Below are 26,159 nucleotides of genomic sequence, written 5' to 3' on the forward strand. Positions count from 1 at the left end.
GATGACGCATCGGCCGACCTCGCGACACAGCGACCAGACCTTGGCCCTGCTGATGGACCCTTATCGGCGCCTTTCCCACTTGTTCGGGCAGGCCGGCGCCGACGTCGTCGAGACCCGCCTGGCGTTGAAGGAGACGACCTGTCTGAGAGGCCGCGAGGCGGCGCGGATTTTCTATGACGAGACCCGCATCGTGCGGGCGGGCGCCATGCCGGCGCCGGTCCGCCGCACGCTGCTCGGCGAGGGCGGCGTTCAGGGACTGGACGGCGAGGCCCACCGCGCCCGCAAGGGCGTGTTCATCTCCCTGATGTCGCCAGCCCGTGTCGCGCGGCTGGGCGAACTGTTCGAAGCGGAGTGGCGGCGCGCGACCGTCGAATGGGCCGGCGAGGAGGACATCGTGCTCTATGACGCCCTGCAGCCGGTGCTGACGCGGGCTGTCTGCGGCTGGGCCGGCGTGCCGCTTGAGCCGCACGACGAAGCGAAGCGGGTCCGTCACCTGAGGGCGCTGTTCGACGCGGCGGGATCGCGGGGCCCCCGGCATCTGTGGTCGAGGCACGCGCGTCGCCGCGTCGACGCCTGGCTGGGCTCGATCATTGAAGACATTCGCGCCGGCCGTCTGTCGCCGGATCCGGACACGGCCGCCCACGCCTGGGCCTGGACCCGCGCCGAAGACGGCGAACCGTTGCCGATCCACACGGCGGCGGTCGAACTGGCCAATGTATTGCGGCCGACTGTCGCGACCTCGGTCTACATCGTGTTTGTGGCGCACGCGATGCAGGCTCACCCGGATGCGGCCCGTCTGGCCGTCGCCGACCCCGGACGTCGCCGCGCCTTCGTCCAGGAAGTCCGACGCTTCTATCCGTTCTTCCCGGCAGTGATCGGGCGTGTGCGCGCGCCGTTTCGCTGGCGCGACCTGGTCTTCCCGGAGGGCCGTCAGGTGGTCCTCGACCTCTATGGCTCCAATCACGATCCCGCACACTGGACTGATCCCGAGGCGTTCCGGCCGGAGCGGTTCAGCGACGGCTCCGGAGATCCGTTCGGTCTCATCCCCCAGGGCGGTGGGGATGCGGCGACCGGTCACCGTTGCCCTGGCGAAGGGATCGTCGTGGAGTTGATGGAGCGCGCCGTCGGCCTGCTCGCCGACCTGAACTACCGGCTGCCGGATCAGGATCTGGAGATCGACTTCCGCCGCCTGCCGGCCCTCCCCGGAAGCGGGTTCCGAATGGAGACGCGCGACGCGGCCCTCAATGAGGGGGGCGCCTGATGCCGGTTCCTCGGGCTGGCCGGGGCCCTTCTCTCCCATCCACTCGCAGCAAAGGCTGACGCCATGAGCCGTTCGACGACCTCCTACGACCTGGTGATCATCGGCGGCGGGCCGGGCGGATACCCGTGTGCGATCCGGGCGAGCCAACTCGGCCTGTCGGTGGCGGTCATCGACGACCGCGAACTGCTCGGGGGGACCTGCCTGAACATCGGCTGCATTCCGTCCAAGGCGCTGCTCCAGGCCACCGAGCGGCTGGAGATGGCGCGCAGTCTCGAAGCGTTCGGCGTCATGGTCGACAATGTGCGGGCCGATCTTGACGGTGTCATGCGGCACAAGGGCAAGGTGGTGACCGAGCTTGGCGAAGGGGTCGCCTACCTCCTGCGCAAGCACAAGGTCGCCCGCTTCCAGGGCCGCGGCCGGCTGCTGGCGCGCGACCGGGTGGAGGTGCGCGCCGCGGACGGCGCTTTCGAGGTGCAGGCCCGCAAGGCGGTGGTCATCGCCAGCGGATCGGAAGCGGCGACCTTGCCCGACCTGCCCATCGACGAGCGGCGGATCGTCACCTCCGCCGGCGCCCTGAGCCTGACGGCGGCGCCGCGCCATCTGGCGGTGATCGGCGGCGGCTACGTCGGACTGGAGCTGGGGTCGGTCTGGCGTCGGCTCGGCAGCGAGGTCACGGTCATCGAAGTGCTCGACCGGATCGCCTCCGGCGTCGACTCGGAGATGTGGGCGGCGCTGCACAAGGTGCTCGAGGCCCAGGGCTTCCAGTTCTGCCTTGGGCACAAGGTGGTCGGATCGCGGATGGAGGGCGACGACGTCGTCCTCGACGTCGAGCCCGTGGGCGATGGCGCGCGAGGAACCATCAAGGCCGATGTCGTGCTGGTCTCCATCGGCCGACGGCCCGCCACCGCCGGGCTCGATCTGGAAACGGTCGGCATTGCGCCCGACCGCAGGGGCTTTATTCCGGTGGACGAAGGGTTCCGGACCAGCGCCGACGGGGTCTACGCCATCGGCGACGTCATCGGCGGCGCCATGCTGGCCCACAAGGCGGAGGAGGAAGGGATCGCCCTGGCCGAACGCCTGGCGGGGGGCGCGGGCCATGTGGACTACGGAACGATTCCGGCGGTCGTCTATACCTGGCCGGAACTGGCTTCGGTCGGCCGCACGGAGGACGACCTCAAGGCGGCCGGCGTGGCCTACCGTGTGGGGCGCTTCCCCTTCTCCGCCAACGCCATGGCCAAGGCGCGTCTGGAGAAGAACGGTCTGGTCAAGGTTCTGGCCGACGCCGCGACGGACAAGATCCTCGGCGTGCACATCCTGGGCCCCGAAGCCGGCGGGTTGATCCATGAAGCGGTCGCCGCCATGCAGTTCGGCGCGGCAGCCGAGGATCTGGCGCGGACAAGCCACGCCCATCCGACCCTGCCGGAAGCCCTGCGCGAAGCCTGCCTGGCGGTAGCCGAGCGCACGATCCACCTCTGACGGCCGCGCGTTACGAGGTCTGACCCGCCGGAAGCCGCGATCGCGGCCGCCTCTGCGGGCCCGGGCGCGTCCGCGGTTTAGACGCGACAGCGGCGTCGCTTGAATGCTATTGCGAGCCGCTCACAACTAGGTCTCCCATGCGTCCTCTGCTCCGTCTGCTCACCCTGCTGTTCGCCCTAGGGCTGGCCGCCCCGGCCCTCGCCCAGGCGCCGTCCGCCTCGGAGGCCCAGGTCGCCTGGCGGCTGCTGGATTATGTGGCGGTCGACTACGCCGGCGCAGTGGCCGACGGCGAGGTCGTCAACCCGGCCGAATACGGCGAGATGATCGAGTTCAGCACCCAGATCCGGACGCGTCTGGACGCCCTGCCGGCCAACCCGGCCAAGGCCGCCCTGATGCGCGACGCCGAGGGCCTGCAGGCGGCCATCCGGGACAAGGCGGATCCGGCCGTCGTCGGCGCCCGGGCCAAGGCCCTGGCCGGCGCGGTGCTGGCGGCCTATCCGAGCCCGCTTGCGCCTTCGTTCCCGCCCGACCTGGCCCGCGGCGCCGCCCTCTACGCCGAGCAGTGCGCGGTCTGCCACGGCGTGACCGGGCGCGCCGACGGCCCCGGCGCCGAAGGGCTCGATCCGCCGGCGATCGCCTTCGCCGACGTGGAGCGCGCGCGCCAGCGCAGCGTCTTCGGGCTCTACCAGGTGATCGACCAGGGGCTGGAGGGCACGGCGATGGCCAGCTTCTCGCACCTGCCGGCCGAGGACCGCTGGGCGCTGGCCTTCTATGTCGGCCGCTTCGCCTTCACCGACGCCGAAGCCGCCGAGGGCAAGCGCCTGTGGGACGGCGATCCGGCGGTCCGCGCGGCCTTCCCCGACCTGGCAGCCCTCACCCAGACCACGCCGGCCGAGCTGGCCACCCGCCTCGGCGAACCCCGGGCGCGGGCCCTGACCGCCTATCTGCGACGTCATCCCGAGGCCGCGGCGCGCCCGGCCGGATCGACGCTGACCCTGGCGCGGACGCGCCTGGCGGAGAGCGAGGCCGCCTATCGACGGGGCGATCGCAAGGCCGCCACCGACGCGGCGCTGTCCGCCTACCTCGACGGCGTCGAGCCGATCGAGCCGGCCCTCGGCGCCCGGGACGGCGCCCTGCTGCGCCGGGTCGAGACCGCCATGACCGAGCTGCGCGTCTCGATCAGCCGGGGTGCGCCCGCCGAGGAGGTCGCCGGTCGGGTCGCGCGTGCGAACGCCCTGCTGGACACGGCCGAGCGGGCCCTCGCGCCCCAGGAGGCGGACAATGTCGCCAGCTTCCTCGGGGCCTTCACCATCCTCCTGCGCGAAGGCCTAGAGGCCCTTCTCATCGTGGTGGCGATGATCGCCTTCCTCAGGAAGGCCGAACGGCCCGAGGTGCTGCGCTACGTCCACGGCGGCTGGGTCGCCGCGCTGGTCGCCGGCGGGGCCACCTGGGCGGCCGCGACCTTCTTCATCTCCATCAGCGGCGCCAGCCGGGAACTGACCGAAGGGTTCGGTTCGCTTCTGGCCGCCGTCGTGCTCGTCTCGGTGGGCATCTGGATGCACGGCAAGTCGCACGCCGACGCCTGGCAGACCTATATCCGCGACAAGCTCTCCCACGCGCTGTCGAAACGGTCAGCCTGGTTCCTGTTCCTGCTGTCTTTCGTCGTGGTCTACCGGGAGGTGTTCGAGACCATCCTCTTCTATGCGGCGATCTGGAGCCAAGGCGGCCACCTCGGCATGCTGGCCGGCGCCCTGACGGCGGTGGTCATCCTGGCCGTAGTGGCCTGGGCCCTGCTGGCCTACAGCAAGCGCCTGCCGATCGGCCGGTTCTTCTCCCTGAGCTCGATCCTCATGGCCATCCTGTCGGTCGTCCTCGTCGGGAAGGGGGTGGCGGCGTTGCAGGAGGCAGGCTGGCTCGATGTCCACCCGCTGGCCTGGATCCCCCGGATCGAAATCCTCGGCCTCTACCCGACGGTCGAAGGCGTCGCCGTTCAGCTGCTGACGATCGCCATCCTCGTGGTCGGCTTCTCCCGGCATGCGGCGCCGAAGGGCGCGCGGCCGGCGGACATCGGCTAGGGTCGCCAGCCCTTCACCTAATCTTCCGCCCCGCCGGGCGCCGGATGGGCAGGCGCCGGCTTCCGGTTCCTGAACCGCCCCTCCGACCCCGGAGTTCGCAGCCGGGCGACGGCCTTATCGGACGATGGGTTTGCCCCCGGCGGGCGGCGCCTTGGGTTCTTTCGCAGGAAGATCGTCGCTTGCGGGATCAAGAACCTCCGGCACGTTGCGCTGCAGCTCGTCGATCCAGACCTGGCCATGAGCGTCCGAGGGCATGCGCCAGTCGCCCCGCGGCGACAGTGAACCGCCTGTTGTGACCTTGGGTCCGTTCGGCATGGCCGAGCGCTTGAACTGATTGGCGAAGAAGCGCTGCAGGAACACCTCCAGCCAGCTGCGAATGGCCCCGATGGGGTAGGCCCGCTTTTGCTCGTCCGGAAAGCGCGGCGGCCAGTGCCCGGCGGCGGCGTCCTGCCAGGCGTGCAAGGCCAGGAAGGCGATCTTGGAGGGCCGCAGCCCGAACCGGGTGAGATAGTAGATCCAGAAGTCGTGGAGCTCGTAGGGGCCGATCTTGCCTTCGGTGCTCTGCGACTCGCCCTCGGCCGTCTGCGGGATGAGCTCCGGTGAAATCGTTGTCGCCAGGATGTCGAGCAGGACGTCGGACACCGCGGGGTCGAACAGGCGGTTCGCCGCTGTCCAACGGACGAGGTGTTGAATGAGGGTTTTCGGGAGCGAGCCGTTGACGTTGTAGTGGCTCATCTGGTCGCCGACGCCGTAGGTGCACCAGCCGAGCGCGAGCTCGGACATGTTGCCGGTGCCGAGCACCATGCCGTTCCGCTGATTGGCGGCCCTGAACAGGAGGTCTGTCCGGAGCCCGGCCTGCACATTCTCGAACGTCGTGTCGTACACAGGTTCGCCCCTCGCGAACGGATGGCGCAGGTCCTGCAGCATCTGCTGGGCGAGCGGCTTGATGTCGATTTCCTCGACGGTCACGCCGAGCCCGTTCATCAAGGCGTAGGCGTTAGACTTGGTCCTCGCGCTCGTGCCGAAGCCGGGCATTGTGATCCCGAGAATGTCCGTGCGCGGACGTCCAAGCAGATCGAAGACCTTGGCCGCGACGATCAAGGCGTGCGCGGAATCCAGCCCTCCGGACACGCCGATGCAGATCTTGGCTGTTCCGGTCGCCTCAAGCCTCTTGGCCAGCCCGCTCAACTGTATGTTGAACGCCTCGTAGCAGTCCTGGTCGAGGCGGGAGGGATCGTTGGGCACAAAGGGAAAACGGTCGATGCGTCGTTGCAGGCCGAGGTTGTGAACTGGCGGATCAAGATGGAAGGTCACCCGGCGAAAGCGCCGGTCGGGCATCCCGTTGGCGATCGCGGCCTCGTTAAAGGTGCCGGTACGCATACGTTCCAGCTGCAGCCGTTCCACGTCTATGTCCGCGACGGCCATCTGGGACCCCAGGCTGAAGCGCTCGGTCTCCGCGAGCTGCGCCCCCAGCTCGTAGATACAGGCCTGTCCGTCCCAGGCCAGGTCGGTCGTCGATTCTCCATACCCGGCCGCGGAGTAGATGTAGGCCGCCCAACAGCGGCCGGACTGCAGTTCGCAAAGTCTTCGCCGCGTGTCGGCTTTTCCCACCACGATGTTGCTTGCCGACAGGTTCGTCAGAATCAGCGCGCCGGCGAGCGCGGCGAAGTCGCTGGGCGGCGCGGGCGCCCAAACATCCTCGCAAATTTCGACATGAAAGATCAGGCCATCGACGTCGTCGGCCTGGAACAGCAGATCCATTCCGAATGGAACGGTCTCGCCCCCGATCGTAATCTCGCCTTCCACATCCCGCCCGGAGGCGAACCATCGCTTTTCATAGAACTCGCGGTAGTTGGGCAGATGGCCCTTTGGCACCACGCCAAGGATCCGCCCCCGGTGCATAGCCACCGCACAATTGTACAGCCGTCCCTCACGACGGAGGGGCGCGCCGACCAGTATGACCGGGTGGAGATCGCGGCTTTCGGCCACGAGGTTCACGAGTTGCCGCTCGACCTCGTCCAGCAACGCCCGCTGCAGAAACAGGTCGTCGATGGAATAGCCCGACAGGCCGAGCTCCGGGAAAACCATCAACGCGGTCCCCCGGTCATGTCGAGGCCGACCACCGTCGCCAGCGTCTCGGCCTGCGCCAAGGCGCCGGGTCGCCGGTCGTGCGGATCGCGCACGGCGTAGACGCCGACCCCGGCGCAGCAGGCCATCAGGTCCAACTGGTCCGATGGCGCCAACTCGAACACCACGCCCCACAGGTCCTCGGCCCGCTCGGGCAGTCGCGCGCCCCAAGCCTCACACCGGCCCCGAACGCGCCGACCGGCAGGCCCGTCCTCCACCCCAGGCGCCAGCCGCTCCAGACCGCTGACGGACAGTCGAAGCTGAAGCGGCGTCCAGAGGCCATATCCCGGATAGAAAACCTGCAGCGCCAAGGCATGGACCACGGTCGCCAGCGCTGCGCCCACATCGGCCTGCACCGCGTCGCGCAGGCCCATGGTCTTGTGGGCCGTGAGGTCGATGACCAGCCGGTCGGACAGGGCGCTCCCGACCTCTTCCGGCTCCGGCGCGCGGCCGCCTCTCTCGGCGTCGGCATCGCCACCGTCGTCCTCGACCGCGTCCTCTTCCGGGGGCGGCGCCACCGCGTCCTCGGCCCGGACCAGTCCGCGCTCGAAACGGGCCAGACCGTCGTGGCCGAGCATCACCACGATCCCCGCCCGCGCCTTGGCCTCGGCGGCATAGTCGAAGTCAGGGCCGAAGGCCTGCAAGGCCTTGTCGATCTCCTCCAGCCGCGCGTCCGCTTCGGGCGACAGCCCCTCCGCGCCCGCCTCGGAGACGATCCGGTCATACTCCTCCGACAGGGCCGTGATCTCGGCGGCGTCCGCCTCCGACCGTTCGACCGCCACCGGATAGACCCGCCCGAAGGCCGAGACGTCAGGATAGTCCAGGGCGGGTTCCGCCCATTTCCAGCCTTCCCGCTCGCGCGCCTCGTCAGCCAGCCCGGCCAGCTTCTCGCTGACCAGCCGGTCCAGCAGAACCACGTCCTCCAGCCAGCCGCCGCCATCCTCGGTGAACAAATCGCGGAGGATCCCGCCGCCTTCGGCCTCATAGGCCTCGACGCCGACGAAGCGGACGCGCCGATCATCGACCTTCACCTTGGCCTCGGTCATGGCGCGGCGGATGGCGTAGGCCGGGGTATGAGGACCGATCTGCTCCAGCACCTGCCGCTGCCGGTCCTGATCCTCGCTGACGCAGAAGGCGGTCAGCTGGTCCAGCGCCAGCGTCCCGGCCCGGTAGGCCGCCATCAACTCCGGAGCCGCTGACCCGAGCCGGAGACGCTGACGCACCACATGGGCGGACACCCCAAACCGGGCGGCGATCTCCTCGGGGCCGTAGCCCTTCTCGGCGGCCAGCCGCTGGAAGGCCTCAAACTGGTCGGCGGGATGCATGGCCTCGCGGGTCATGTTCTCGTCGAGGCTGATCTCATGGGCGTCGTTCTCGGCGTCCACGATCACCCGCACCGGATGGGTCCGCTTGATCGCCTTGCGCTTGGCCAGCAGCCGAAGCCCCTGACGGCGCCCCTCGCCGATGGTTACGAGGTAGTTTCCGGTCGGGGCGCCCTCCCCGTCCCGCTCGATCTCGACCACGGGCGGCTGCAACACCCCCTTTGCCTTGATCGAGGCCGCGAAGGCCTCGATGGTCGCCGGGCTGTGCGGCGTCTTCCTCGCGTTCTTCGGCGAAGGCTTGAGCCGGTTCAGCGGCACGGTGATCTCCGCGCCATGCGCGGGGACGGTCGCCTCGGTCGCGACGGTTTCGATGGATTGAGCAGTCATGTCTGCCTCCTTTGGGCATGGGTTGCAGGCACGCGAACTGCGCGCCTGAAACCCTGCCCGTCGGCGAGACCGGGGTAGCAAGGGCCAGGGCGGACCGGCCGGAGGGGGATCGCCCGACCTGCACAAGCCTGACCTTGATGATGATCATGATGACGATCGCCGGCGCGGAAGGTCGGGGAGACCGGCCGGTCCGGCGGCGCAGCCGCTTCACCCTGGCCCGCGCGAGGGCGGAGCCCTTAGCGCTTCAGGGGCATCGTCGTATTCGATGGAGCGAAGATTGCGATACGACATTCGGCGCGCTTGCCGACTTGCCGACGTTGGCCCATTCGGATTTCATGACCGACGTCGCCCAGCCCGAACCTGCTCCAAACCCCGACCCCTTCTTCGAGACGATCCCCGATGGGCTCTGGAACGCCTGTATCGGCGTTCAGGGCAGCGAGGAGGCCTATATCGACGGCTACATCGAGGCTGCGCGCGAACTCGTTGTGGCCGTCATCGACAAGAAGATGTTCGGCAGTCGGGACTCTCTCGCCATGCCGATCCTGTACAACTGCCGACATGCGATCGAACTGTCCCTGAAGTTCGCGATAAACCGGCTGCATGACGCCGGCATGGTCGCCGAGCGTCACAAGCCGGACCACGACATCCGCTCCCAGTGGACGCATTTGAGGGACGCCAAGGTCGGAGACGCGCGGATCGTGGATCTGGTGGCTCAGCTCGAACCCTATGTGGCGAGCCTGGCGGCCGTGGACGACGACGGACAGGAACTGCGTTACGCCAGCAACTGTGCCGGCGTGAAAAGCCTGGGCGGCTTCGCGGTCGTCAATCTCCCGCATATCAGGACCAGTATCGAAGCGTTGGAAGCGCTATTGGGTCAGATGAAGATCCGCGTGCTGGAGCTCGAGCAGGAGCGCCTGACCGGCGCACACACCGGCGAGTGTTCACGAGAGGATCTCAAGCGGGTCGCGGCGATGGTGGGGCCCCATTCCGGGTGGGGCGACGCCGAATTTTCCGACCGCAAGGCAAAGGTCATGGAGAGCTTTGGTCTCGGGAGTCGGAAGTTCAGCCAAGCGTTGACGACCATTCGAAACTCGCGTCCGCTGGCGACGCTCGTCGGGATTGAGACCTCCCTGAAGCACCTCAGTGACGACAAGGCGGTCGCAGCGCTTTCGGCTTGGGCAGAGGCTCACCCTGTCAAGGACCGAACAGCGGATCTCGGATCGTCATTCTTCCCTCGGGACCCGGAGGCTATCGCCACGCATCAGCAAAGGCGTCAGAGCCTGAATGCCGCGATGACCGCTCTTCTGACATCGGAGGAACTCGCCGATCTTGAGACGGTGTATTACCTGGGGCGCAACCGCGAAGACGGCGAACACTACGACGCCAATCTCGAGCAAACCCAGCGCACGTACGGCGTCTCTGGGAGACCCATGGGGCGTCTGGACGACGTTTTCAGCAAGACCAACCTTCTGGACGCCTTCGTCGACGGCGCAGCGGCGGCAGGCCGGCCCAGTCTCGCTCAGAAGGTCCGTGCGATCAGGCCGGGCAGGTAGCCCCCCGTCAGGTTCCGATTGCCGCCGTCACATCGACGATTTGGCGGCTGAACCTCGACCTAAACGGCGTGTGGTGCGGCCTCGTCTACGGCGGTCGGCGATGAAGTGTCCGGGCGGGTTCGTCCCGCAAACGTCACATCGCATCCTGTCGGGTTTCGCCTTCGGTGCGTTTCGGTTCGATTCTATCGGACTGGATAGCCGATGGAGATCGAAAGATGGCCCGCTCAGATTCCCTCCCGCGAACGATCAAGAAACCGGAACTGCGCCAGATGGTGCCACTCGCAGACAGCACCATCTGGGAGATGGAGCAGCGCGGAGAATTCCCCAAACGCTTCCGACTGACGCCGCGATGCGTGGTCTGGGATCTGTCGGAGGTGCAGTCCTGGCTGGAAAAACGCCGCCGCACCCCCGTCACGCCGGCCAAGGCTCCGGATGTGCGCCTGCGCCGATCACGCCCCGTCCACCACGGGGCGAGCGCCTCCCGACCGCACCTGTAAGCCGCGCCTCGATTCAGAAAGCGGCGAGCGGGTCATAGCTTGCTTCAGCCGGGGATGGTTGAGCCCCGGACGACGGGACAGGGGCGTCCATGGCCGATAATTGATTTCTTCACCCCCGCGAGCTATATGTCGTCCCGAGGCCAGATCGGTTGAAACAGCCTCACCCGCCTCTTCGGAGGTCCACGCGTGAGCGAGATAGGGATTTCGATCCCGGAAGCGGCTACCGAGTGACTTCTGATAAGGGCGCCTCCAGGCGCCCTTATCTTTTGCGGTGAAACTTCAGCTTCTCGCCTTTCAGCGTCTTGTCGATCAGGACGGCGAAACGAACCTTGCTCATGTGGGCGATGGCGAGCGCCTGCGCCGGCTCCGGGCTGTAGGCGCTTTCCACGAAGAGCTTGAGATCGACGCCGGCGTCGGCGCCGCGCTTGACCCGAAAGAAGACCCTGTAGTCCCCTGCTCCGCCGTCGTTGCGCACGCCGATCCGCAGGAAGTTCGCCTCCGGGGTCTGATAGACGTGCGCCGTCGGCAGACCCTTCAGGATATGCGGGAGCGCCTGCGACAGCCCATAGCGGATCGGACAGAAGACGCGCCGCCTCGGACCATCCCAGACCGTGACCGCAGTTTCGTCGTGCTGGGCGGCGTCGAAGGTTTCACTGAAGCAGTGGTTGCTGAACCGGACATCGATCTTCACGCCGTTCGGACGCGACTGGGTGGCCATCTCCAGCACGAAGGGCTCGAGATGGTCGAACGCGAGCGTCTGCCCCGCGACTTCCAGCGGCGGAAAATACGGCCCGGCCATGGCCTACAGTCCCAACAGGTCCGGCGACCGCTTGCGCAGTCCCGGCCGGACGGCCGTGCGCTTGGTGGCGGCAGCCTTATCCCGCGCGTCGATCATGTCCTGCTTCCTGCATTTTCTGCTGGCATCCCGACGCATTTCAAAATTTCGGATCAAAACGCGGTGCGCTGACCTCTGACACGGTCAGAACCGGCGTGTAGGCGCGGCCCGCTTCCCAGGCGTCCACGGCGTTCGACCATTCCTGCGCCATGTGGCGGCGCTGGGTCTCGAACTCCGCCTTGTTGTAGACGCCTCGCGAAGATCGCTCTTCGTGAGCGAGCCCTTTCTCGATCCAGTCCGAGTTGAAGCCCATCTCGTGCAGCAGGGTCGAGGCCGTCCGCCGCAGGTCGTGCACGGTGAAGGGCTCGAGCGGAAGGTTACCTTTTCCGGCCCTTTCAGCGATCGCACTGGTGACGCGGTTGAAAGTCGCCCGCGACATCGGCGCATCGGCGTCATAGCGCGACGGCAGGATGTATTTCGAGTTGCCGGCGCAGGTCTTCAGAGCGACGAGGATGTCGAGCATCTGGGTGGAGAGGTAGACGTTGTGAGGGCGTGAGCGCTTCATGCGCGCAGCCGGGATCGACCAGACCGCAATGTCGAAATCCACCTCGGTCCAGACCCCGTCCTGAAGTTCGCTCTTCCGAACCATGCTGAGCAGGATGAACTTCAAGCCGAGCCTGATGGTCGGCAGGGTCGCCACCTCACCCAAGAGCATCAGCATGATCCGGATTTCGGCTGGGTTGAGTGACCGATCGCGCGGTCGGAAGGTGGCGATCGAAGCCGGACCCACGTCATCCGCAGGGTTGTCGATCTTCTCACCGTGGAGGATGGCCCAGCCGTAGATCTGTTTGACGATATCCCGGACGTGGATCGCCGTGGCGGGCGCCCCGCGATCCACAATCGTCTTGCAGTGCGCCCGCAGGTCGTCAGGTGTGATCTCGCTCAGCAGGCGGTTCTTCCACTTTGGCAGAACGTCCCGATTGAAGATGGCCCGGCGCATGTCGCGGGTGCTGTCCGCCATCGGCGCGCGGTCCATCCAGCCTTGGGCGACCTGTGCGAAATCCTGAGCTTCCTTCAGGCGACGTTTGGCGCGCTGCTTTTCGACTGCGGGCGACACCCCGTCCGCGATCGCCTTCTTCACCTCGATAAGCCGCTCGCGGGCTTGGGCCAGCGTCAGTCCGGCCCGACCGTAGCGACCGAGCGTCAAGGTCTCTCGACGGCCGTTGAAGCGATAGTCGTAGCGGAATGAGATTGCGCCGCCCGTCGAGACATAGACGTACATGCCGTCCCTGTCGGTAATCTTGTAAGCCCTTGCTTTCGGACGCAAATTCTTCAGTGCGGTGTCGGTAAGCACGGTATAATCGCCTCTGTCCGTCGATCCTCGAATTCGGTCACGCCGAGACGGTTTTTTCCTAGTTATCTCAACGACTTGCTGGGAATAAATACCGTCAGGGCGGGGCCCGATGTCACAACGGTATGAGCCCGAGTCCGCCAGATCAATGCAGCCGCGTACCGTCGCGCAGTCCGACAAAACGGAAAAAGACCCTCCGAATGGCTCCGAAGGGTCTCGACAGAATTCACAATGTTGTCAGGCCTTTAGAGGCTGTTTCGGAAGCGATACCGAATGCTACCGAAGGGTCGGGACTATTCCCACTCGATGGTCCCCGGCGGCTTGGAGGTCACGTCGTAGACGACCCGGTTGACCCCGCGGACCTCGTTGATGATCCGCGTGGCGGTCTTGGCCAGGATGTCCCAGGGGAACTGGTAGAAGTCGGCGGTCATGCCGTCGGTCGAGGTGACGGCGCGCAGGGCCAGGACCTTTTCATAGGTCCGGGCGTCGCCCATGACGCCGACCGTCTTGACCGGCAGCAGGACGGCGAAGGCCTGCCAGATGTCGTCATACAGGCCGGCCTTGCGGATCTCGTCCAGATAGATGGCGTCGGCGTCTTGCAGGGTGGCGACCGCTTCCGGCGTGATCTCGCCGGGAATGCGGATGGCCAGGCCCGGCCCCGGGAAGGGGTGGCGTCCGACGAAGGCGTCGGTCAGGCCGAGTTCGCGCCCCAGGGCGCGGACCTCGTCCTTGAACAGCTCACGCAGCGGTTCGACCAGCTTCAGCTTCATGAAGTCCGGCAGGCCGCCGACATTGTGGTGGCTCTTGATCACCGCCGACGGGCCGCCCGAGGCCGAGACGCTCTCGATCACGTCGGGATAGAGGGTGCCCTGGGCCAGGAACTCGGCGCCGTCGATCTTGCCCGCCTCGCGGTCGAAGATCTCAATGAAGACGCGGCCGATGGTCTTACGCTTGGTTTCCGGGTCCGAAATCCCGGCCAGCTCGCCTAGGAATTCCTTCGACGCATCAACGTGCACCAGCGGAATGTTATAGTGCTCTCGGAACAGTTCCGTGACCTGTTTGGCCTCGTCCTTGCGCAGCAGGCCGGTGTCGACGAAGACGCAGGTCAGCTGATCGCCGATAGCCTCGTGGATCAGGACGGCGGCGACGGAGGAGTCCACCCCGCCCGACAGGCCGCAGACCACCTTGGCCGAACCGACCTGTTCGCGGATCTTGGCGATCTGCTCGTCGCGATAGGCGGCCATGGTCCAGTCGCCGGTCAGGCCGGCGATGCCGTGGGTGAAGTTCTTCAGGATCACGGCGCCGCGCGGGGTGTGCATCACCTCCGGGTGGAACTGCACGCCGTAGATCTTGCGCTCCTCATTGGCGATGGCGGCATAGGGCGCGCCTTCCGAGGTGGCGATGACGTGGAAGCCTTCGGGGATGGCGGTGACGCGGTCGCCGTGGCTCATCCACACGGTCTCGCGGTGATCGACGGCGCCGATGCCGGCGAACAGCGGGCTTTCACGGGTGATGACGATCTCGGCGCGGCCGAACTCGCGATGGTGGCCGCTTTCGACCTTGCCGCCCAGCTCGGCGCAGATGGTCTGCTCGCCGTAGCAGATGCCCAGCACCGGCACGCCGGCCTCGAACAGGGCGTGGTCCGCCCTGGGGCTGTCGGCGTCCGTCGTCGAGTTGGGACCGCCCGACAGGATGATGGCCTTGGGCGCCACCGTCTTCAGCGCCTCGCCCGCCTTGTTGAACGGATGGATCTCGCAATAGACGCCGGCTTCGCGCAGGCGCCGGGCGATCAGCTGCGTCACCTGACTGCCGAAATCGACGATGAGAACGGCTTCATGCGTGTGAGGGGCGGTCATGAGGGCTCAGAATCCGAAGCGGGCGTTGATGGGGCGGGTTCTTGACGGGTGAAGACGTCGGGATCAAGTCGCGAGGCGGGGACGTGGGCCAAGGCCGCCAATCCCTGCGTCGTCAGCACCTCGGCCAGACGGTCCCAGGCGGCGGCCAGGTTCTCGTCGACGTGGTGCAGGGTCGAGGTCCAGTCTTCCAGCTTGGTCAGCTCGCTTTTGCCGTCGCTGACGCCGCGCAGGGCGACCAGAGGCACGCCGAACGTCTGGGCGACGCGCAGAAGGGCGAAGGTCTCCATGTCCACCATCTGAGCGTCGATAGCGTCATAGGCGGCGCCCGAGACGACATTGGCCCCGGTCGACAGGGTCGCGGTCGGCACGCCAGGGATCGGGCAAGGCAGAGACAGGACGGCGGGCAGGTCCAGCAGCGGCGTGCGCCCCTTCTCGAAGCCCAGCGAACTGGCGTCCATGTCACGATAGGAAACGGACGAGGCCTGATAGACCGCCGCATGGCCCAGGTCGCGCGATCCGCACGAGCCCAGTGACACGATCAGGTCCGGCAAAACGTCCTCGGCTTCCAGCCGCGTCAGGGCCGCCGTCAGGGCGATGGCCGCCTCGACGGGGCCGATCCCGGTGATCAGAGGCGTGATCCGCGCCTGAAGGGCGGCGCCGTACTCAGCCGGCGCCGCCATGACGGGCAAAACCGTCAGGCCATAGATGTCTTCGGAACGGCCCTCGCTCACGCCGTCCGCTCATAGACGGCGGCGAAGAAGCCGTCGGTGCCCGTCGAGGCGGGCGACAGGCGCAGGCGATGACCGCCCGCCGCCAGCTTGCCCAGACGCTCGCGCGCCGCATCGGTCAGGGTCGCGGCGTTCAGGGCCTCAGCCACCGGGACCGGCGCGAACTCGGGGTGGTTTTCCTCGAAGGCGTCGGCCGTGGCTTCGTTCTCGCCGCGCAGCATGGAGCAGGTGACGAAGACCAGACGCCCGCCCGGCTTCACCAGGGCCGAAGCGCGGTCCAGTATCTGGACCTGCAGGGCGTGCAGGCGCTCGACCTCTGACGGCTTCAGACGCCAGGCGTCCTCGGGACGACGGCGCCAGGTGCCGGACCCGCTGCACGGCGCATCGACCAGAACCACGTCGGCCTGACGCACCAGGTCCTCGACCCCGCCGCCGTTCTGGCCCAGCAGGCGCAGGTCGGCGGTGACGCCGGCGCGGGCCAGGCGCGGACGGATGTTGTCCAGACGCTTCTGCACCACGTCATAGGCGAACAGTCGGATGGTGCTGGTGATCTCGACCGGCTTGGCCTTGGGCTTGTGTTGGGGCTGGGGCGCAGCGCCCTCCCCGCCGACCGGCGACCAGACGGCGACCGGCGCGGCCTCGGCTTCAGCCTTGGGCGCCTTGGTCACGACCGGCTGGCCCAGCATGGCCAGACCCAGGGTCTTGCCGCCGCCGCCGGCGCAATAGTCGACGACGGTCATGCCGGGCTCGACGCCGGTCAGCCAGCAGGCGACCTGACTGCCTTCGTCCTGAATTTCGATATGGCCCTGCTTGAAGGCCTCCAGCGCCTGGACGTTGGGCGGCGGCTCGGCCGACAGGCGCAGGCCTACGGCCGACCAAGGCGTGCGCGCGGGGGACAGGCCGGCCTCGGTCAGCTCCGCCTCGACGCCCGCGACCGTGGTCTTGGCGACGTTGACGCGCAGGTCGATGGGCGCGCGCGGCGCCATCAGTTCGTGGGCTTCCTCGGTCCAGCGATCGCCGAAGGTGATCTTGAAGTCCTCGACCACGAACTCAGGCAGGCCGGCGGCGACCCAACCGGGCAGCTCGCCCGGCGCCGAGGTGATGCGGGCCCGCTCCTGTTTCGACAGCGGACGCGGGCCATAACCCTCGCCCGAGTGCAGCAGTTCGATCTCTTCCAGCGGCAGGGCGTCGATCAGCGACAGCGAGCCGATGACCAGGGCGCGACCGTCCTCACGCCCGCCCATGGCCCAGACCAGACGGCTGCGCGCACGGATGACCTTGTAGACGCGGTCAGCGATGGCGCGACGATCCCCGGACCCCGCATAACGGTTGGCGGCGCCCCAGGCCTTCAGCACCACCTCGGCCGGCTGGCGGCTGTGGGCGATGCTGTCGAGGACGGAGGCGGCGGCGGCGAGGCGGGCTGCAGGGGTCAATCGGGTCTCGGATCAGATGAAAAGGGCCGTGAGGATCATGATCAGTCCCGCGAGCGAGACCAGCCAGACCAGCGACCGGATATAGGGCACGCCAAGGGCGTAGAGCGGAATATAGGCGACGCGCGCCCAGAAATAGAGGGCCACGCCCCACAGGGTCAGAGCACTCTCCGCCCCCGTAACGTGGGCGATCAGGACGGCGCCGATGAAGAGCGGCAGGGTCTCGTAGAGGTTGGTCTGGGCTCTTTCGAGGCGACCGACGACGGGGTTCTTCGAAATAGGCGTCTGATCGCGGGCGCCGGCGTTCCATTTGGAGCCGAACTCCAGCGTCCGCGCCCCGGCCGGCAAGAAGATCTGCACCAGGGCCAGAACCAGCGTCGTCGCCAGATAGGTCAGTTCGGTCGTCACGTCCTAGCCCCTCCGCATTCAGTCACAGACAAAACCGCTCCCGATCCGAAGACCGGGAGCGGATCAGGGTCAGCCCTGACGGTAGTTCGGCGCCTCGCGCGTGATCATCACGTCGTGGACATGGCTTTCGCGCAGGCCCGCATTGGTGATGCGCACGAAGCGGGCGCGGTCCTGGAAGTCCTTGATCGTGGCGGCGCCGACATAGCCCATGGAGGCGCGCAAGCCCCCGACCATCTGGTGCAGAACCGGCGAGATCGGACCCTTGTAGGCCGTCTGCCCTTCGATGCCTTCGGGGACCAGCTTTTCGGACGAGACTTCCTTCTGGAAGTAGCGATCCGCCGAGCCGGCGCCCATGGCCCCGACCGAGCCCATGCCGCGATACGACTTGTAGGACCGGCCCTGGTACAGGAAGACCTCGCCGGGGCTCTCGTCCGTGCCGGCGAACATCGAGCCCATCATGGCGACCGAGGCGCCCGCCGCGATGGCCTTGGCCAGGTCGCCCGAGTACTTGATGCCGCCGTCGGCGATGACCGGCGAACCGCTGTCCTTGGCCGCGCGGGCGGCGTCCATGACGGCGGTCAGTTGCGGCACGCCCACGCCCGCGACGATGCGGGTGGTGCAGATGCTGCCCGGGCCGATGCCGACCTTCACGGCGTCAGCGCCCGCGTCGATCAGGGCGCGGGTGGCGTCATAGGTGGCGACGTTGCCGGCGATGATCTGCAGGCGGTTGTTCTCGCGCTTGATGCGCTCGACCACCTGAGCCACCGAGGCCGAGTGGCCGTGGGCGGTGTCGATCACCACCACGTCGCAGCCGGCTTCGGCCAGGGCCATCGCGCGCTCGTAACCGGCGTCGCCGACGGTCGAGGCGGCCCCGACCAGCAGGCGGCCCTGCTCGTCCTTGGCGGCGTTCGGGAAGGCCTGGGCCTTCTCGATGTCCTTCATCGTGATCAGGCCGACCGCGCGATAGTCTTCGTCCACGACGATGACGCGTTCGATCTTGCGGGTGCGCAGCAGGTTGCGCGCCTCTTCACGACCGGCGCCTTCGCGCACCGTGATCAGATCGCCCGTGGTCATCAGGGCCGAGGCCTTGATCGACGGATCGCTCTCGAACCGCATGTCGCGGTGGGTCAGCATGCCGACCAGCCTGCCCGTCGCCGGATCGACCACCGGGAAGCCGGTGATCTTCTTGGCGGCGACGATCTGGCGAACCTCGCCCAGGGTGGTGTCGGGCGAGACGGTCACCGGATTGATGACCATGCCGCTTTCGTAGCGTTTGACGGTGCGGACCTGCTCAGCCTGCTCCTCGATGGTCATGTTGCGGTGAAGCACGCCCAGACCGCCGGCCTGCGCCATGGCGATCGCCAGGCGGCTTTCGGTCACCGTGTCCATGGCGGACGACAGCAGCGGGATGTTCAGTTTGATGTTGCGCGTCAGCTGGGTCGAGACATCCGCCATCGCAGGCATGATCTCGGACGGGCCGGGTTCGAGCAAAACATCGTCGAAGGTTAGGCCTTCGCGTATCTCCATGGGGAGTCTCCGTTTTGCGGGCCGCGTATAACGCCCGATGACGGGGAACCGCAACCCCAAGCGGGAGCTATCAGAGGAATAAGAGGAATTGCCTTGAACCTGAGCCGCAGCCGCCACATGTTTCGATAATGGTTCGCATCTTGATCAGCACAGCTCGCCGTCTCGCGCTCAAGATCGCGAGCTACGGCCTCATGCACCTGATCGTCGCCATCCTGGTCGCCTTCGCCCTGACGCGCGACTGGCGCATCGCCCTCGCCGTCGGCGTGGTCGAGCCCATCTTCCAGACCTTCGCCTATTCGATCCACGACCGCGTCTGGCACCGGATCGAGCAGCGTCGAATGCTCTCCGGGGTGGAGGAGACGGCCGAGGCCGTCACCGCCCGTCTGGAGCTGATGAACGCCCGCGAGCAGAACCGCGCGCACAACCACCACGGCCATCACGGCCATAGCCACGCCCTGCCCCGCAGCCTGAAACAGGTCGCCTTCAAGACCGTGACCTATGGTCTGATGCACTTCACGGTCGCGGTTCTGGTCGCCTTCGCCCTGACCCGCGACTGGCGCCTGGCTCTGGCCATCGGCACGGTGGAGCCGCTGGTGCAGACGGTCTTCTTCACCCTGCACGACCGCATCTGGACCCGGATCGAGGCGAAGAAGGCGCGTCGGGCGGCGGAGGCGGCGGCGGCCTGACCCCTGCCGTCATCCCGGAAGCGGCGCAGCCGCCATCCGGGACCGCAACAAACGCAGACGTCAGAACCTTGGGCGGTCCCGGCTCTGCGCCTCGCGATGCGAGGCTCCGGCCGGGATGACGCGAAACGGTCTACCGCTTGTTCAACGCCACCAGGAAGACTTCGGCGCTGCCCTTGCGGCTCGATTCCGGCTTGACGTACTTCACCGTCTCGAACTCCTCGCGCAGCCGCGCCAGCACCCCGCCGGCGTCGCCGCCCTGGAAGTTCTTGGACACGAAATTCCCGCCCGGCTTCAGCGTGCGAATGGCGAAGTCGGCGGCGATCTCGATCAGGGCGATGATCTTCAGGTGATCCGTCTGACGGTGCCCCACCGTGTTGTGCGCCATGTCCGACAGCACCAGATCGGGCCGCCCGCCGATGGCGTCGATCATCTGCTGATCCACGCCGGGATGGGTGAAGTCGGCCTGGATCAGGGTCGCGCCGGGGATCGGCTCGATCATCAGCAGGTCCACGCCGGCCACTGCCGACGCGCCACGATCCAGGCAGACCTGGATCCAGCCGCCGGGGGCCGCGCCCAGGTCGATGACCCGCGAGCCCTTCTTGATCAGGCGGAAACGGTCGTCGATCTCCAGCAGCTTGAAGGCCGCGCGGCTGCGCCAGCCCTCGGCGCGCGCGCGCTCGGACCACTTGTCCGACAGCTGGCGCTTGATCCATTGCTGGCTCGACATGGATTTGGTGTCGGCCGTCTTCATCTTCTGGCCCAGGCCGCGCCCGGCGGCGGTGCCGCCCGTGGGCGGGCGAACCATCCGGCGGCGTTCCGGAGGTTTCTCGGAGGGCTTTTCGTCGTCAGTCATGCTTCCCACATAGCCGTGACAGCGTTCAGCCGCTATGACCCACGCACAATTCTAGCCCACACCCACGCAAGGAGAGCCTCATGGCCGACCAAACCCTGACCTTCACCCTGGACACCGGCGACGGCGAAGAACGCAATGTCGTCATCAAGCTGCGCCCCGACCTGGCCCCCGGCCACGTCGAGCGTATCTCCGAACTGGCCTCGGAAGGCTTCTACGACGGCGTCGTCTTCCACCGCGTCATCCCGGGCTTCATGGCCCAGGGCGGCGACCCCACCGGCACCGGCACCTCGGGCTCCAAGAAGCCGAACCTGAAGGCCGAGTTCTCGAAGGAGCCGCACGTCCGCGGCGTCTGCTCGATGGCCCGCACCTCGGATCCCAACAGCGCCAACTCGCAGTTCTTCATCTGCTTCGACGACGCCCGCTTCCTCGACAACCAGTACACCGTCTGGGGCGAAGTGATCGAAGGCATGGATCACGTCGACGCCCTGCCCAAGGGCGAGCCGCCCCGCGCTCCGGGCAAGATCGTCAAGGCGACCGTCGCCTAAACGACTTTCCTCCCCACTCTGTGGGGAGGGGGACCACGATAGTGGTGGAGGGGGCGGCGCAAACGACAGCCGTTGAGACGCCCCCTCCGTCACGGCCGCTATCGCAGCCGCGCCACCTCCCCATCACTGCGTGACAGGGAGGAAAGAGCATCGGACCTCAGTCCCCTGCCCACCACCGCATCGACACGTTGTTAAAGGTCCGGCTTCCGACCTTGAGCGTCCCCTTCAGGACGACGCCCCTGTCTCCCAGATTGCGCCGCGCCGTCGCCAGCGCGCCCTGATCGAGCTTTCCGTCGAACGACACCGCGCCCAAGCCCCCCGACAGGGCCTGAACCCGCACCCGGCTCTCGGTTACATCATAACCCGCCGGGATCAGCCGCAGCCGACGTCGGTTCCCGCTTTCCAGCGGCGGGCCGACCATGTCCTCGAACTCGATCATCACCGGCGCAAAGCCCGCCGGACGCTCCCCTCCCTCCCAGGCGATGAAGTCGGGCGCCTGCCCCATGAAGACGTGGTGCAGCCGCCAGTTGTCGATCCGCACCTCTTCGGTCGGGATGTAATAGCCCGACACATCCTCGGGCAGGTCGTGGGCGAAGGCTGCTGCCCTGGACGCCGCCGCCGGTTCAGGCGCGGTCGCCGGCCGGTCGCAGGCCGACAGCGCCATCAGGGCTGTCAGAGCCCCAGCCGTCAGTGTCCGCTTCATCATTGATCCAGCCACTGATCCAGGGCGCGGAACCCTTCGATCGCCAGTTCGGTCGAGGACTGGAAGGTGGCCGGAACCACCTTGTCGAAATCATCGGTCGGACGGTGATAATCCTCGTGATAGTTCACGCCGAAATAGAGGAAGGGCAGGCCCGCGCGGTGGAAGGCGGCGTGGTCCGACGCCTCGACCCAGTTGTCGGCGCCCTTGTCCTCGGGCGTGTCCTTGCCGAAGGCCAGCGACACGGCCCCGCGCGGCGCGATCCGCTCCAGCACCGGGCGGAAATAGGGATGCTGATAGGTGCCCGTCACCCACAGCTTGCCGTCGCTGTCGGCCCGCGCCGTCATGTCGAAATTCAGGTTCATCGAGATCGACGACAGCGGCACCGGCGGCGCCTCGACGAAGTGCTTGGCGCCCAGCAGACTGCGCTCCTCTCCGTCCAGGGCGACGATCAGGACGCTATGCTCGGGCGGATTGGCCTTCAGCCGCTTGGCCAGTTCCAGCATGGTCGCCACGCCCGAGGCGTTGTCGTCGGCGCCGTTGAAGACCTGCCCGTCATTGACGCCCACGTGGTCATAGTGGGCCGTCACCACGATGTATTTGTCAGCGACCCGCGTGCCGGGGATGACGCCGATGATGTTGACGCCATTGAAGGTCTTCACGCCCTCGCGCGTTCGGCCCTGCATCTCCCACGGCTGCAACCGCCCCATCGGCGACGGCTGGACGCCCAGAGCCTCGAGGCGTCCCACGATGTATTCCCGCGCCTTGGCGCCGCCTTCGGAGCCGGTGTCGCGACCCTGCATGTCGTCTGCCGACAGGATACGCAGATCGTCCATCAACTGGGCATAGTCGGCGGGCGAAGCCGCAGCAGGCGGGGTCGCGGTCTCGGTCGGCGTCGTGGTCTCACAGGCGGCCAGCGTCAGGGCGGCGGCGATGGCGGTCAGGCTGGCGAGAACGGGACGCATGGAGAACTCCGGGCAAATCAGTCGGGGGGACGCTAGCGAGCGTCGCGCCCTGCGTCAGATTACGTTTCTGTCATGGGCGCTGCGATCCTGCCGCCGCCGGTGCTAAACAGCGCGACTGAACAAGGCTGACTGCGCGATTCCCATGCCCGAAACTCCCGTCGAACCCCTGACCGAAGACCAGGCCCGCGAGGAGCTGGCGCAGCTGTCGGCCGAACTGGCCCGCCACGACGCCCTCTACTACGCCGACGCCGCGCCCGAGATTTCCGACGCCGACTATGACGAGCTGAAGCGCCGCGCCCTGGCGATCGAAGCCGCCTTCCCTGCCCTGACCAGCCCCGTCACCCCGTCCCAGCGCGTCGGCGCCCCCGTCTCGGCCCAGTTCGCCGAAGTTCGCCACGGCGTGCCCATGCTGTCGCTGGACAACGCCTTCGACGAAGGCGAGGTGCGCGACTTCGTCGCCCGCATCGCCCGCTTCCTGAAACTGCCGGGCGACGAGCCCATCGCCTTCGTCGCCGAGCCCAAGATCGACGGCCTGTCGGCCAGCCTGCGCTATGAGAAGGGGGTTCTGGTCCAGGGGGCCACGCGCGGCGACGGCAAGACCGGCGAGGATGTCACCGCCAATCTGCGCACGCTCGACAGCATCCCTCAGACCCTGACCGGCTCGGGCTGGCCCGACGTCATCGAGATCCGCGGCGAGGTCTATGCCCCCAACGACGCCTTCGACGCCTTCAACGCCGCTGCGGAAGCGGAAGGCCGCCGCACCTACGCCAACCCGCGCAACTTCGCCGCCGGTTCGCTGCGTCAGAAGGACTCCAGGATCACGGCCAAGCGCCCCCTGACCTTCTTCGCCTACGCCTGGGGCGAGACCTCGGCGCCCTTCGCCGAGACGCAACACGATGCGCTGGAGGCCTTCCGCAGTTGGGGCTTTCAGGTCAACGACCGCTCCACCCGCGTCGAGGGGGCCGAAGGCCTGATCGCGGTCTATCGCGGCCTGGAAACCGACCGCGCCCGCCTCGGCTACGACATCGACGGCGTGGTCTATAAGGTCGACCGTCTGGACTGGCAGCAGCGCCTTGGCTTCATCGCCCGCAGCCCCCGCTGGGCCATCGCCCACAAGTTCCCGGCGCAACAGGCCACGACCGTTCTGGAAGGCATCGACATCCAGGTCGGCCGCACCGGCTCCCTGACCCCGGTCGCCCGCCTGCACCCCGTCACCGTCGGCGGCGTGGTGGTGCGCAACTCCACCCTGCACAACGAGGACGAGATCGCCCGCAAGGACGTGCGCATCGGCGACACGGTCATCCTGCAACGCGCCGGCGACGTCATCCCCCAGATCGTCGGCGTGGTCGAAAACCTGCGCCCCGCCGACGCCGTCCCCTTCGCCTTCCCCACCGTCTGCCCGGTCTGCGGCTCGGAAGCCGTGCGCGAGGGCGACGAGGTCAAACGCCGCTGCACCGGCGGCCTGATCTGCGACGCCCAGATCGTCGAGCGGTTAAAGCATTTCGTCAGCCGCCGCGCCTTCGATATTGAAGGGCTTGGAGAAAAACAGCTGATCGCCTTCCACGCGCGCGGCTGGATCAAGGAGCCGGCCGACATATTCCGCCTGGCCCGCGACGAGGAAAAGCTGGCCCTGCTGCGCCATGAGGACGGCTATGGCGAGACCAGCGTCCGCAACCTGATCGCCGGGATCGACGCCCGCCGGACCATCAGCCTCGACCGCCTGATCTTCGGCCTCGGCGTGCCGGACATCGGCGAGCAGACCTCGCTCGTCCTCTCGCGCGCCTTCGGCAGTTGGACCGCCTTCCGCGACGCCTGCATGGCCGCCTCGAACGGTCTGGCCAGCGACGACTGGAAGAGGCTGGCCGCGACCCACGCCATCTCGCCGCGCGTCCTGACCCTGATGGCCGAGGCGACGCCGCCTGCCGATGATCCCTGGCCCGTCGCGCCGATGGACCAGAAGATCGCCCTCGCCTTCCCCGGCATGGCCGCCCCCGCGCGCCGCTCGCTGGCGGAAATCTCCGCTGACTGGGCCGACCTGACCCGCTGGGCCGCCGTGGCGCGCAACGAAGGCCCATCCGAGATCCTGAACCAGATCGCGGGCGTCTCCGGCGTCGGCCCCGTCGCCGCCGAGGCCCTGGCACACTTCTTCCACGAGCCGCACAACCGCGAAGTCGTCGACGCCCTGCTGGCCGAGTTGGACACGGTGGAGGACGTCGCCGCCCCTGCGACCGACAGCCCCGTGGCGGGCAAGACCGTGGTCTTCACCGGCTCGCTGGAACGCTTCACCCGCGACGAAGCCAAGGCCCGCGCCGAAAGCCTGGGGGCCAAGGTCTCGGGTTCGGTCTCGAAAAAGACCGACTACGTCGTCGCCGGTCCCGGCGCCGGGTCCAAGCTGAAGGACGCCGAGAAACACGGCGTCGCCGTCCTGACCGAGGACGAGTGGTTGGCCCTCATTGCCTGAATGATGATCGCCTGATGCAAGCCGTCGCCATCGACTTCGAAACCGCCAACGAGCAACGCGCCAGCCCCTGCTCCATCGGCCTCGCCTGGATCAACGACGGCAAGATCGAGTCCGTCGAGCACCACTACATCCGCCCGCCGGGCATGCGCTTCGCCCGCTTCAACATCGCCTTCCACGGCATAGGCCCAGAGCAGGTCGAGGACGCCGAGGAGTTTCCGGCCGTCCTGGCCGCCATCGCCCCGCGCCTGCAAGGCCGAACCGTTCTGGCCCACAACGCCGCCTTCGACGTCAGCGTCATTCGCGGGACCTGCGACCACTACGGCCTGACCTATCCCGAGTTCGACTACCTCTGCACGGTCAAGCTGGCCCAGATCACCTGGCCGGACTTCGCCTCGCACAAGCTGAACAATGTGTGCGCCGAGCTGGGCATCCAGTTCAAACACCACGACGCCGCCGAAGACGCCTTCGCCTGCGCCTCGGTGGCGCTGGCGACCCTGCGGCTGCACGAAGCCGTCTGCGCCGCTTCGCTGGCCAAGGCCACAGGGATCAGCCTCGGACGTCTGCACACGGGCGGCTACAGCCCCTGCTCCTCGGCCAAGCCCAAGCGGCCGCGCTGAGACGCCTTGATTCTGTCGCTAAACAGGATCAGCCTCGCTCCATAACGCGAGGAAACAACAATGAAATCTCCGCTCTTTCTTGCCCTTGCGGCAAGTTTGGCCGCTCTGGCCTCGCCCGCTCTGGCGGCTGATCCGACCGGCCTTTGGCAGACGCCGACCAATGGCGGTCAGGTGCGTATCGCCCGCTGCGGTCAGGCCCTGTGCGGGACTCTGGTGACCTCGGACCATATCCGCCGCGAGCCCACCGCCCGCGACGAGAACAACAAGGACGCCAGCCAGCGTAATCGCACCCTGCGCAACCTGCCCATGCTGACCGGCTTCACCGGCGGCCCGACCGAATGGCGCGGCGGCTCGGTCTACAATCCGGCGGACGGCGGCACCTATCGCGGCACCATCACCATGACCAACGACAACAGCCTGCGTCTGCGCGGCTGCATCGTCGCCCCCCTATGCAAGACCCAGACCTGGACCCGGATCCAGTAATCAAGGCGCCTGGCCC

General features: G+C 67.5%; 22 protein-coding genes. 10 read left to right on the plus strand and 12 right to left on the minus strand.

All coding sequences use genetic code 11. The annotated features are described in order from the left end of the window. Position 1 precedes the first annotated feature (1 nt). The 3 genes from ACOZBP_RS04445 (at position 2) to ACOZBP_RS04455 (ending at position 4,812) form a co-directional block, all read left to right on the plus strand. Positions 2–1,261, plus strand: coding sequence for a cytochrome P450 (locus tag ACOZBP_RS04445; RefSeq protein WP_419756332.1), 1,260 nt, complete (start codon positions 2–4; stop codon positions 1,259–1,261). Between the two features lie 63 nt (positions 1,262–1,324). Then, the gene (gene lpdA / locus ACOZBP_RS04450) at positions 1,325–2,737 is read left to right on the plus strand and encodes a dihydrolipoyl dehydrogenase (protein WP_422675203.1); all 1,413 of its coding nucleotides are present in this window, start codon (positions 1,325–1,327) and stop codon (positions 2,735–2,737) included. Positions 2,738–2,874: 137 nt separating this feature from the next. After that, positions 2,875–4,812 (plus strand): FTR1 family protein, encoded by a 1,938-nt coding sequence (locus tag ACOZBP_RS04455; protein ID WP_372692907.1) that lies wholly within the window; start codon positions 2,875–2,877, stop codon positions 4,810–4,812. Between the two features lie 114 nt (positions 4,813–4,926). Here the strand turns inward: ACOZBP_RS04455 and ACOZBP_RS04460 are convergent, their stop codons facing one another. Together ACOZBP_RS04460 and ACOZBP_RS04465 are read right to left on the minus strand one after the other, a co-directional pair. Next, on the minus strand, positions 4,927–6,900 hold the full coding sequence (locus ACOZBP_RS04460; RefSeq protein WP_422675204.1) for an NAD(+) synthase: 1,974 nt from the start codon (positions 6,898–6,900) through the stop codon (positions 4,927–4,929). Beyond that, positions 6,900–8,648, minus strand: a complete 1,749-nt coding sequence (locus ACOZBP_RS04465) for a ParB/RepB/Spo0J family partition protein (protein ID WP_422675205.1) — start codon at positions 8,646–8,648, stop codon at positions 6,900–6,902. The genes ACOZBP_RS04460 and ACOZBP_RS04465 overlap by 1 nt, the downstream gene beginning before the upstream one ends. Positions 8,649–8,794: 146 nt before the next feature. Here ACOZBP_RS04465 and ACOZBP_RS04470 point away from each other — a divergent pair, with 146 nt between their 5' ends. Both ACOZBP_RS04470 and ACOZBP_RS04475 read left to right on the plus strand, forming a co-directional pair. Beyond that, the gene (locus ACOZBP_RS04470; protein WP_422675206.1) at positions 8,795–10,201 is read left to right on the plus strand and encodes a hypothetical protein; all 1,407 of its coding nucleotides are present in this window, start codon (positions 8,795–8,797) and stop codon (positions 10,199–10,201) included. 215 nt (positions 10,202–10,416) lie between these two features. After that, complete coding sequence (locus tag ACOZBP_RS04475; protein WP_228184604.1) at positions 10,417–10,698, plus strand: helix-turn-helix transcriptional regulator; 282 nt, start codon at positions 10,417–10,419, stop codon at positions 10,696–10,698. 259 nt (positions 10,699–10,957) lie between these two features. Here the strand turns inward: ACOZBP_RS04475 and ACOZBP_RS04480 are convergent, their stop codons facing one another. The 7 genes from ACOZBP_RS04480 to guaB form a co-directional block, all read right to left on the minus strand. Beyond that, positions 10,958–11,497: a hypothetical protein gene (locus ACOZBP_RS04480; protein WP_372692901.1), complete on the minus strand. Its 540-nt coding sequence runs from the start codon at positions 11,495–11,497 to the stop codon at positions 10,958–10,960. Positions 11,498–11,633: 136 nt separating this feature from the next. Next, complete coding sequence (locus ACOZBP_RS04485; protein ID WP_372692914.1) at positions 11,634–12,887, minus strand: tyrosine-type recombinase/integrase; 1,254 nt, start codon at positions 12,885–12,887, stop codon at positions 11,634–11,636. Between the two features lie 290 nt (positions 12,888–13,177). Next, positions 13,178–14,740 (minus strand): glutamine-hydrolyzing GMP synthase, encoded by a 1,563-nt coding sequence (guaA, locus tag ACOZBP_RS04490; protein ID WP_422675207.1) that lies wholly within the window; start codon positions 14,738–14,740, stop codon positions 13,178–13,180. Next, positions 14,737–15,471 carry a 5'-methylthioadenosine/S-adenosylhomocysteine nucleosidase gene (locus ACOZBP_RS04495; protein WP_422675208.1) on the minus strand — a complete coding sequence of 245 codons (735 nt, stop codon included), beginning with the start codon at positions 15,469–15,471 and terminating at the stop codon, positions 14,737–14,739. The genes guaA and ACOZBP_RS04495 overlap by 4 nt, the downstream gene beginning before the upstream one ends. Next, positions 15,468–16,901 (minus strand): RsmB/NOP family class I SAM-dependent RNA methyltransferase, encoded by a 1,434-nt coding sequence (locus ACOZBP_RS04500; RefSeq protein WP_422675209.1) that lies wholly within the window; start codon positions 16,899–16,901, stop codon positions 15,468–15,470. Before ACOZBP_RS04500 ends, ACOZBP_RS04495 begins: the two co-directional genes overlap by 4 nt. A gap of 12 nt (positions 16,902–16,913) precedes the next feature. Further along, positions 16,914–17,306: an MAPEG family protein gene (locus ACOZBP_RS04505; RefSeq protein WP_422675210.1), complete on the minus strand. Its 393-nt coding sequence runs from the start codon at positions 17,304–17,306 to the stop codon at positions 16,914–16,916. Between the two features lie 69 nt (positions 17,307–17,375). After that, on the minus strand, positions 17,376–18,833 hold the full coding sequence (gene guaB, locus ACOZBP_RS04510; protein ID WP_422675211.1) for an IMP dehydrogenase: 1,458 nt from the start codon (positions 18,831–18,833) through the stop codon (positions 17,376–17,378). A gap of 140 nt (positions 18,834–18,973) precedes the next feature. Here guaB and ACOZBP_RS04515 point away from each other — a divergent pair, with 140 nt between their 5' ends. Further along, positions 18,974–19,519, plus strand: coding sequence for a DUF2061 domain-containing protein (locus tag ACOZBP_RS04515; RefSeq protein ID WP_422675212.1), 546 nt, complete (start codon positions 18,974–18,976; stop codon positions 19,517–19,519). A gap of 130 nt (positions 19,520–19,649) precedes the next feature. Here the strand turns inward: ACOZBP_RS04515 and ACOZBP_RS04520 are convergent, their stop codons facing one another. Then, on the minus strand, positions 19,650–20,372 hold the full coding sequence (locus ACOZBP_RS04520) for an RlmE family RNA methyltransferase (RefSeq protein WP_422675213.1): 723 nt from the start codon (positions 20,370–20,372) through the stop codon (positions 19,650–19,652). 80 nt (positions 20,373–20,452) lie between these two features. On the opposite strand from ACOZBP_RS04520, the gene ACOZBP_RS04525 reads away from it, so the two are divergent. Next, complete coding sequence (locus tag ACOZBP_RS04525; protein WP_422675214.1) at positions 20,453–20,917, plus strand: peptidylprolyl isomerase; 465 nt, start codon at positions 20,453–20,455, stop codon at positions 20,915–20,917. A gap of 157 nt (positions 20,918–21,074) precedes the next feature. Here ACOZBP_RS04525 and ACOZBP_RS04530 read toward each other — a convergent pair whose 3' ends face one another. After that, positions 21,075–21,623, minus strand: coding sequence for a hypothetical protein (locus ACOZBP_RS04530; RefSeq protein ID WP_422675215.1), 549 nt, complete (start codon positions 21,621–21,623; stop codon positions 21,075–21,077). Continuing rightward, positions 21,620–22,582 (minus strand): M28 family peptidase, encoded by a 963-nt coding sequence (locus ACOZBP_RS04535; RefSeq protein WP_422675216.1) that lies wholly within the window; start codon positions 22,580–22,582, stop codon positions 21,620–21,622. The genes ACOZBP_RS04530 and ACOZBP_RS04535 overlap by 4 nt, the downstream gene beginning before the upstream one ends. Positions 22,583–22,724: 142 nt before the next feature. Here ACOZBP_RS04535 and ligA point away from each other — a divergent pair, with 142 nt between their 5' ends. The 3 genes from ligA to ACOZBP_RS04550 are packed head-to-tail and all read left to right on the plus strand — an operon-like array spanning position 22,725 to position 26,143. Next, positions 22,725–25,043 carry an NAD-dependent DNA ligase LigA gene (ligA, locus tag ACOZBP_RS04540; RefSeq protein ID WP_422675217.1) on the plus strand — a complete coding sequence of 773 codons (2,319 nt, stop codon included), beginning with the start codon at positions 22,725–22,727 and terminating at the stop codon, positions 25,041–25,043. 14 nt (positions 25,044–25,057) lie between these two features. Continuing rightward, entirely contained in the window at positions 25,058–25,660 is a 603-nt protein-coding gene (locus ACOZBP_RS04545; protein ID WP_422675218.1) for a 3'-5' exonuclease, read from the plus strand. Positions 25,661–25,720: 60 nt separating this feature from the next. Then, the gene (locus ACOZBP_RS04550) at positions 25,721–26,143 is read left to right on the plus strand and encodes a DUF2147 domain-containing protein (RefSeq protein WP_422675219.1); all 423 of its coding nucleotides are present in this window, start codon (positions 25,721–25,723) and stop codon (positions 26,141–26,143) included. The last annotated feature ends 16 nt before the right edge of the window (positions 26,144–26,159 follow it).

Origin of the sequence: Brevundimonas sp. NPDC058933, from assembly GCF_049315965.1 — a bacterium.
GTDB lineage: Bacteria > Pseudomonadota > Alphaproteobacteria > Caulobacterales > Caulobacteraceae > Brevundimonas.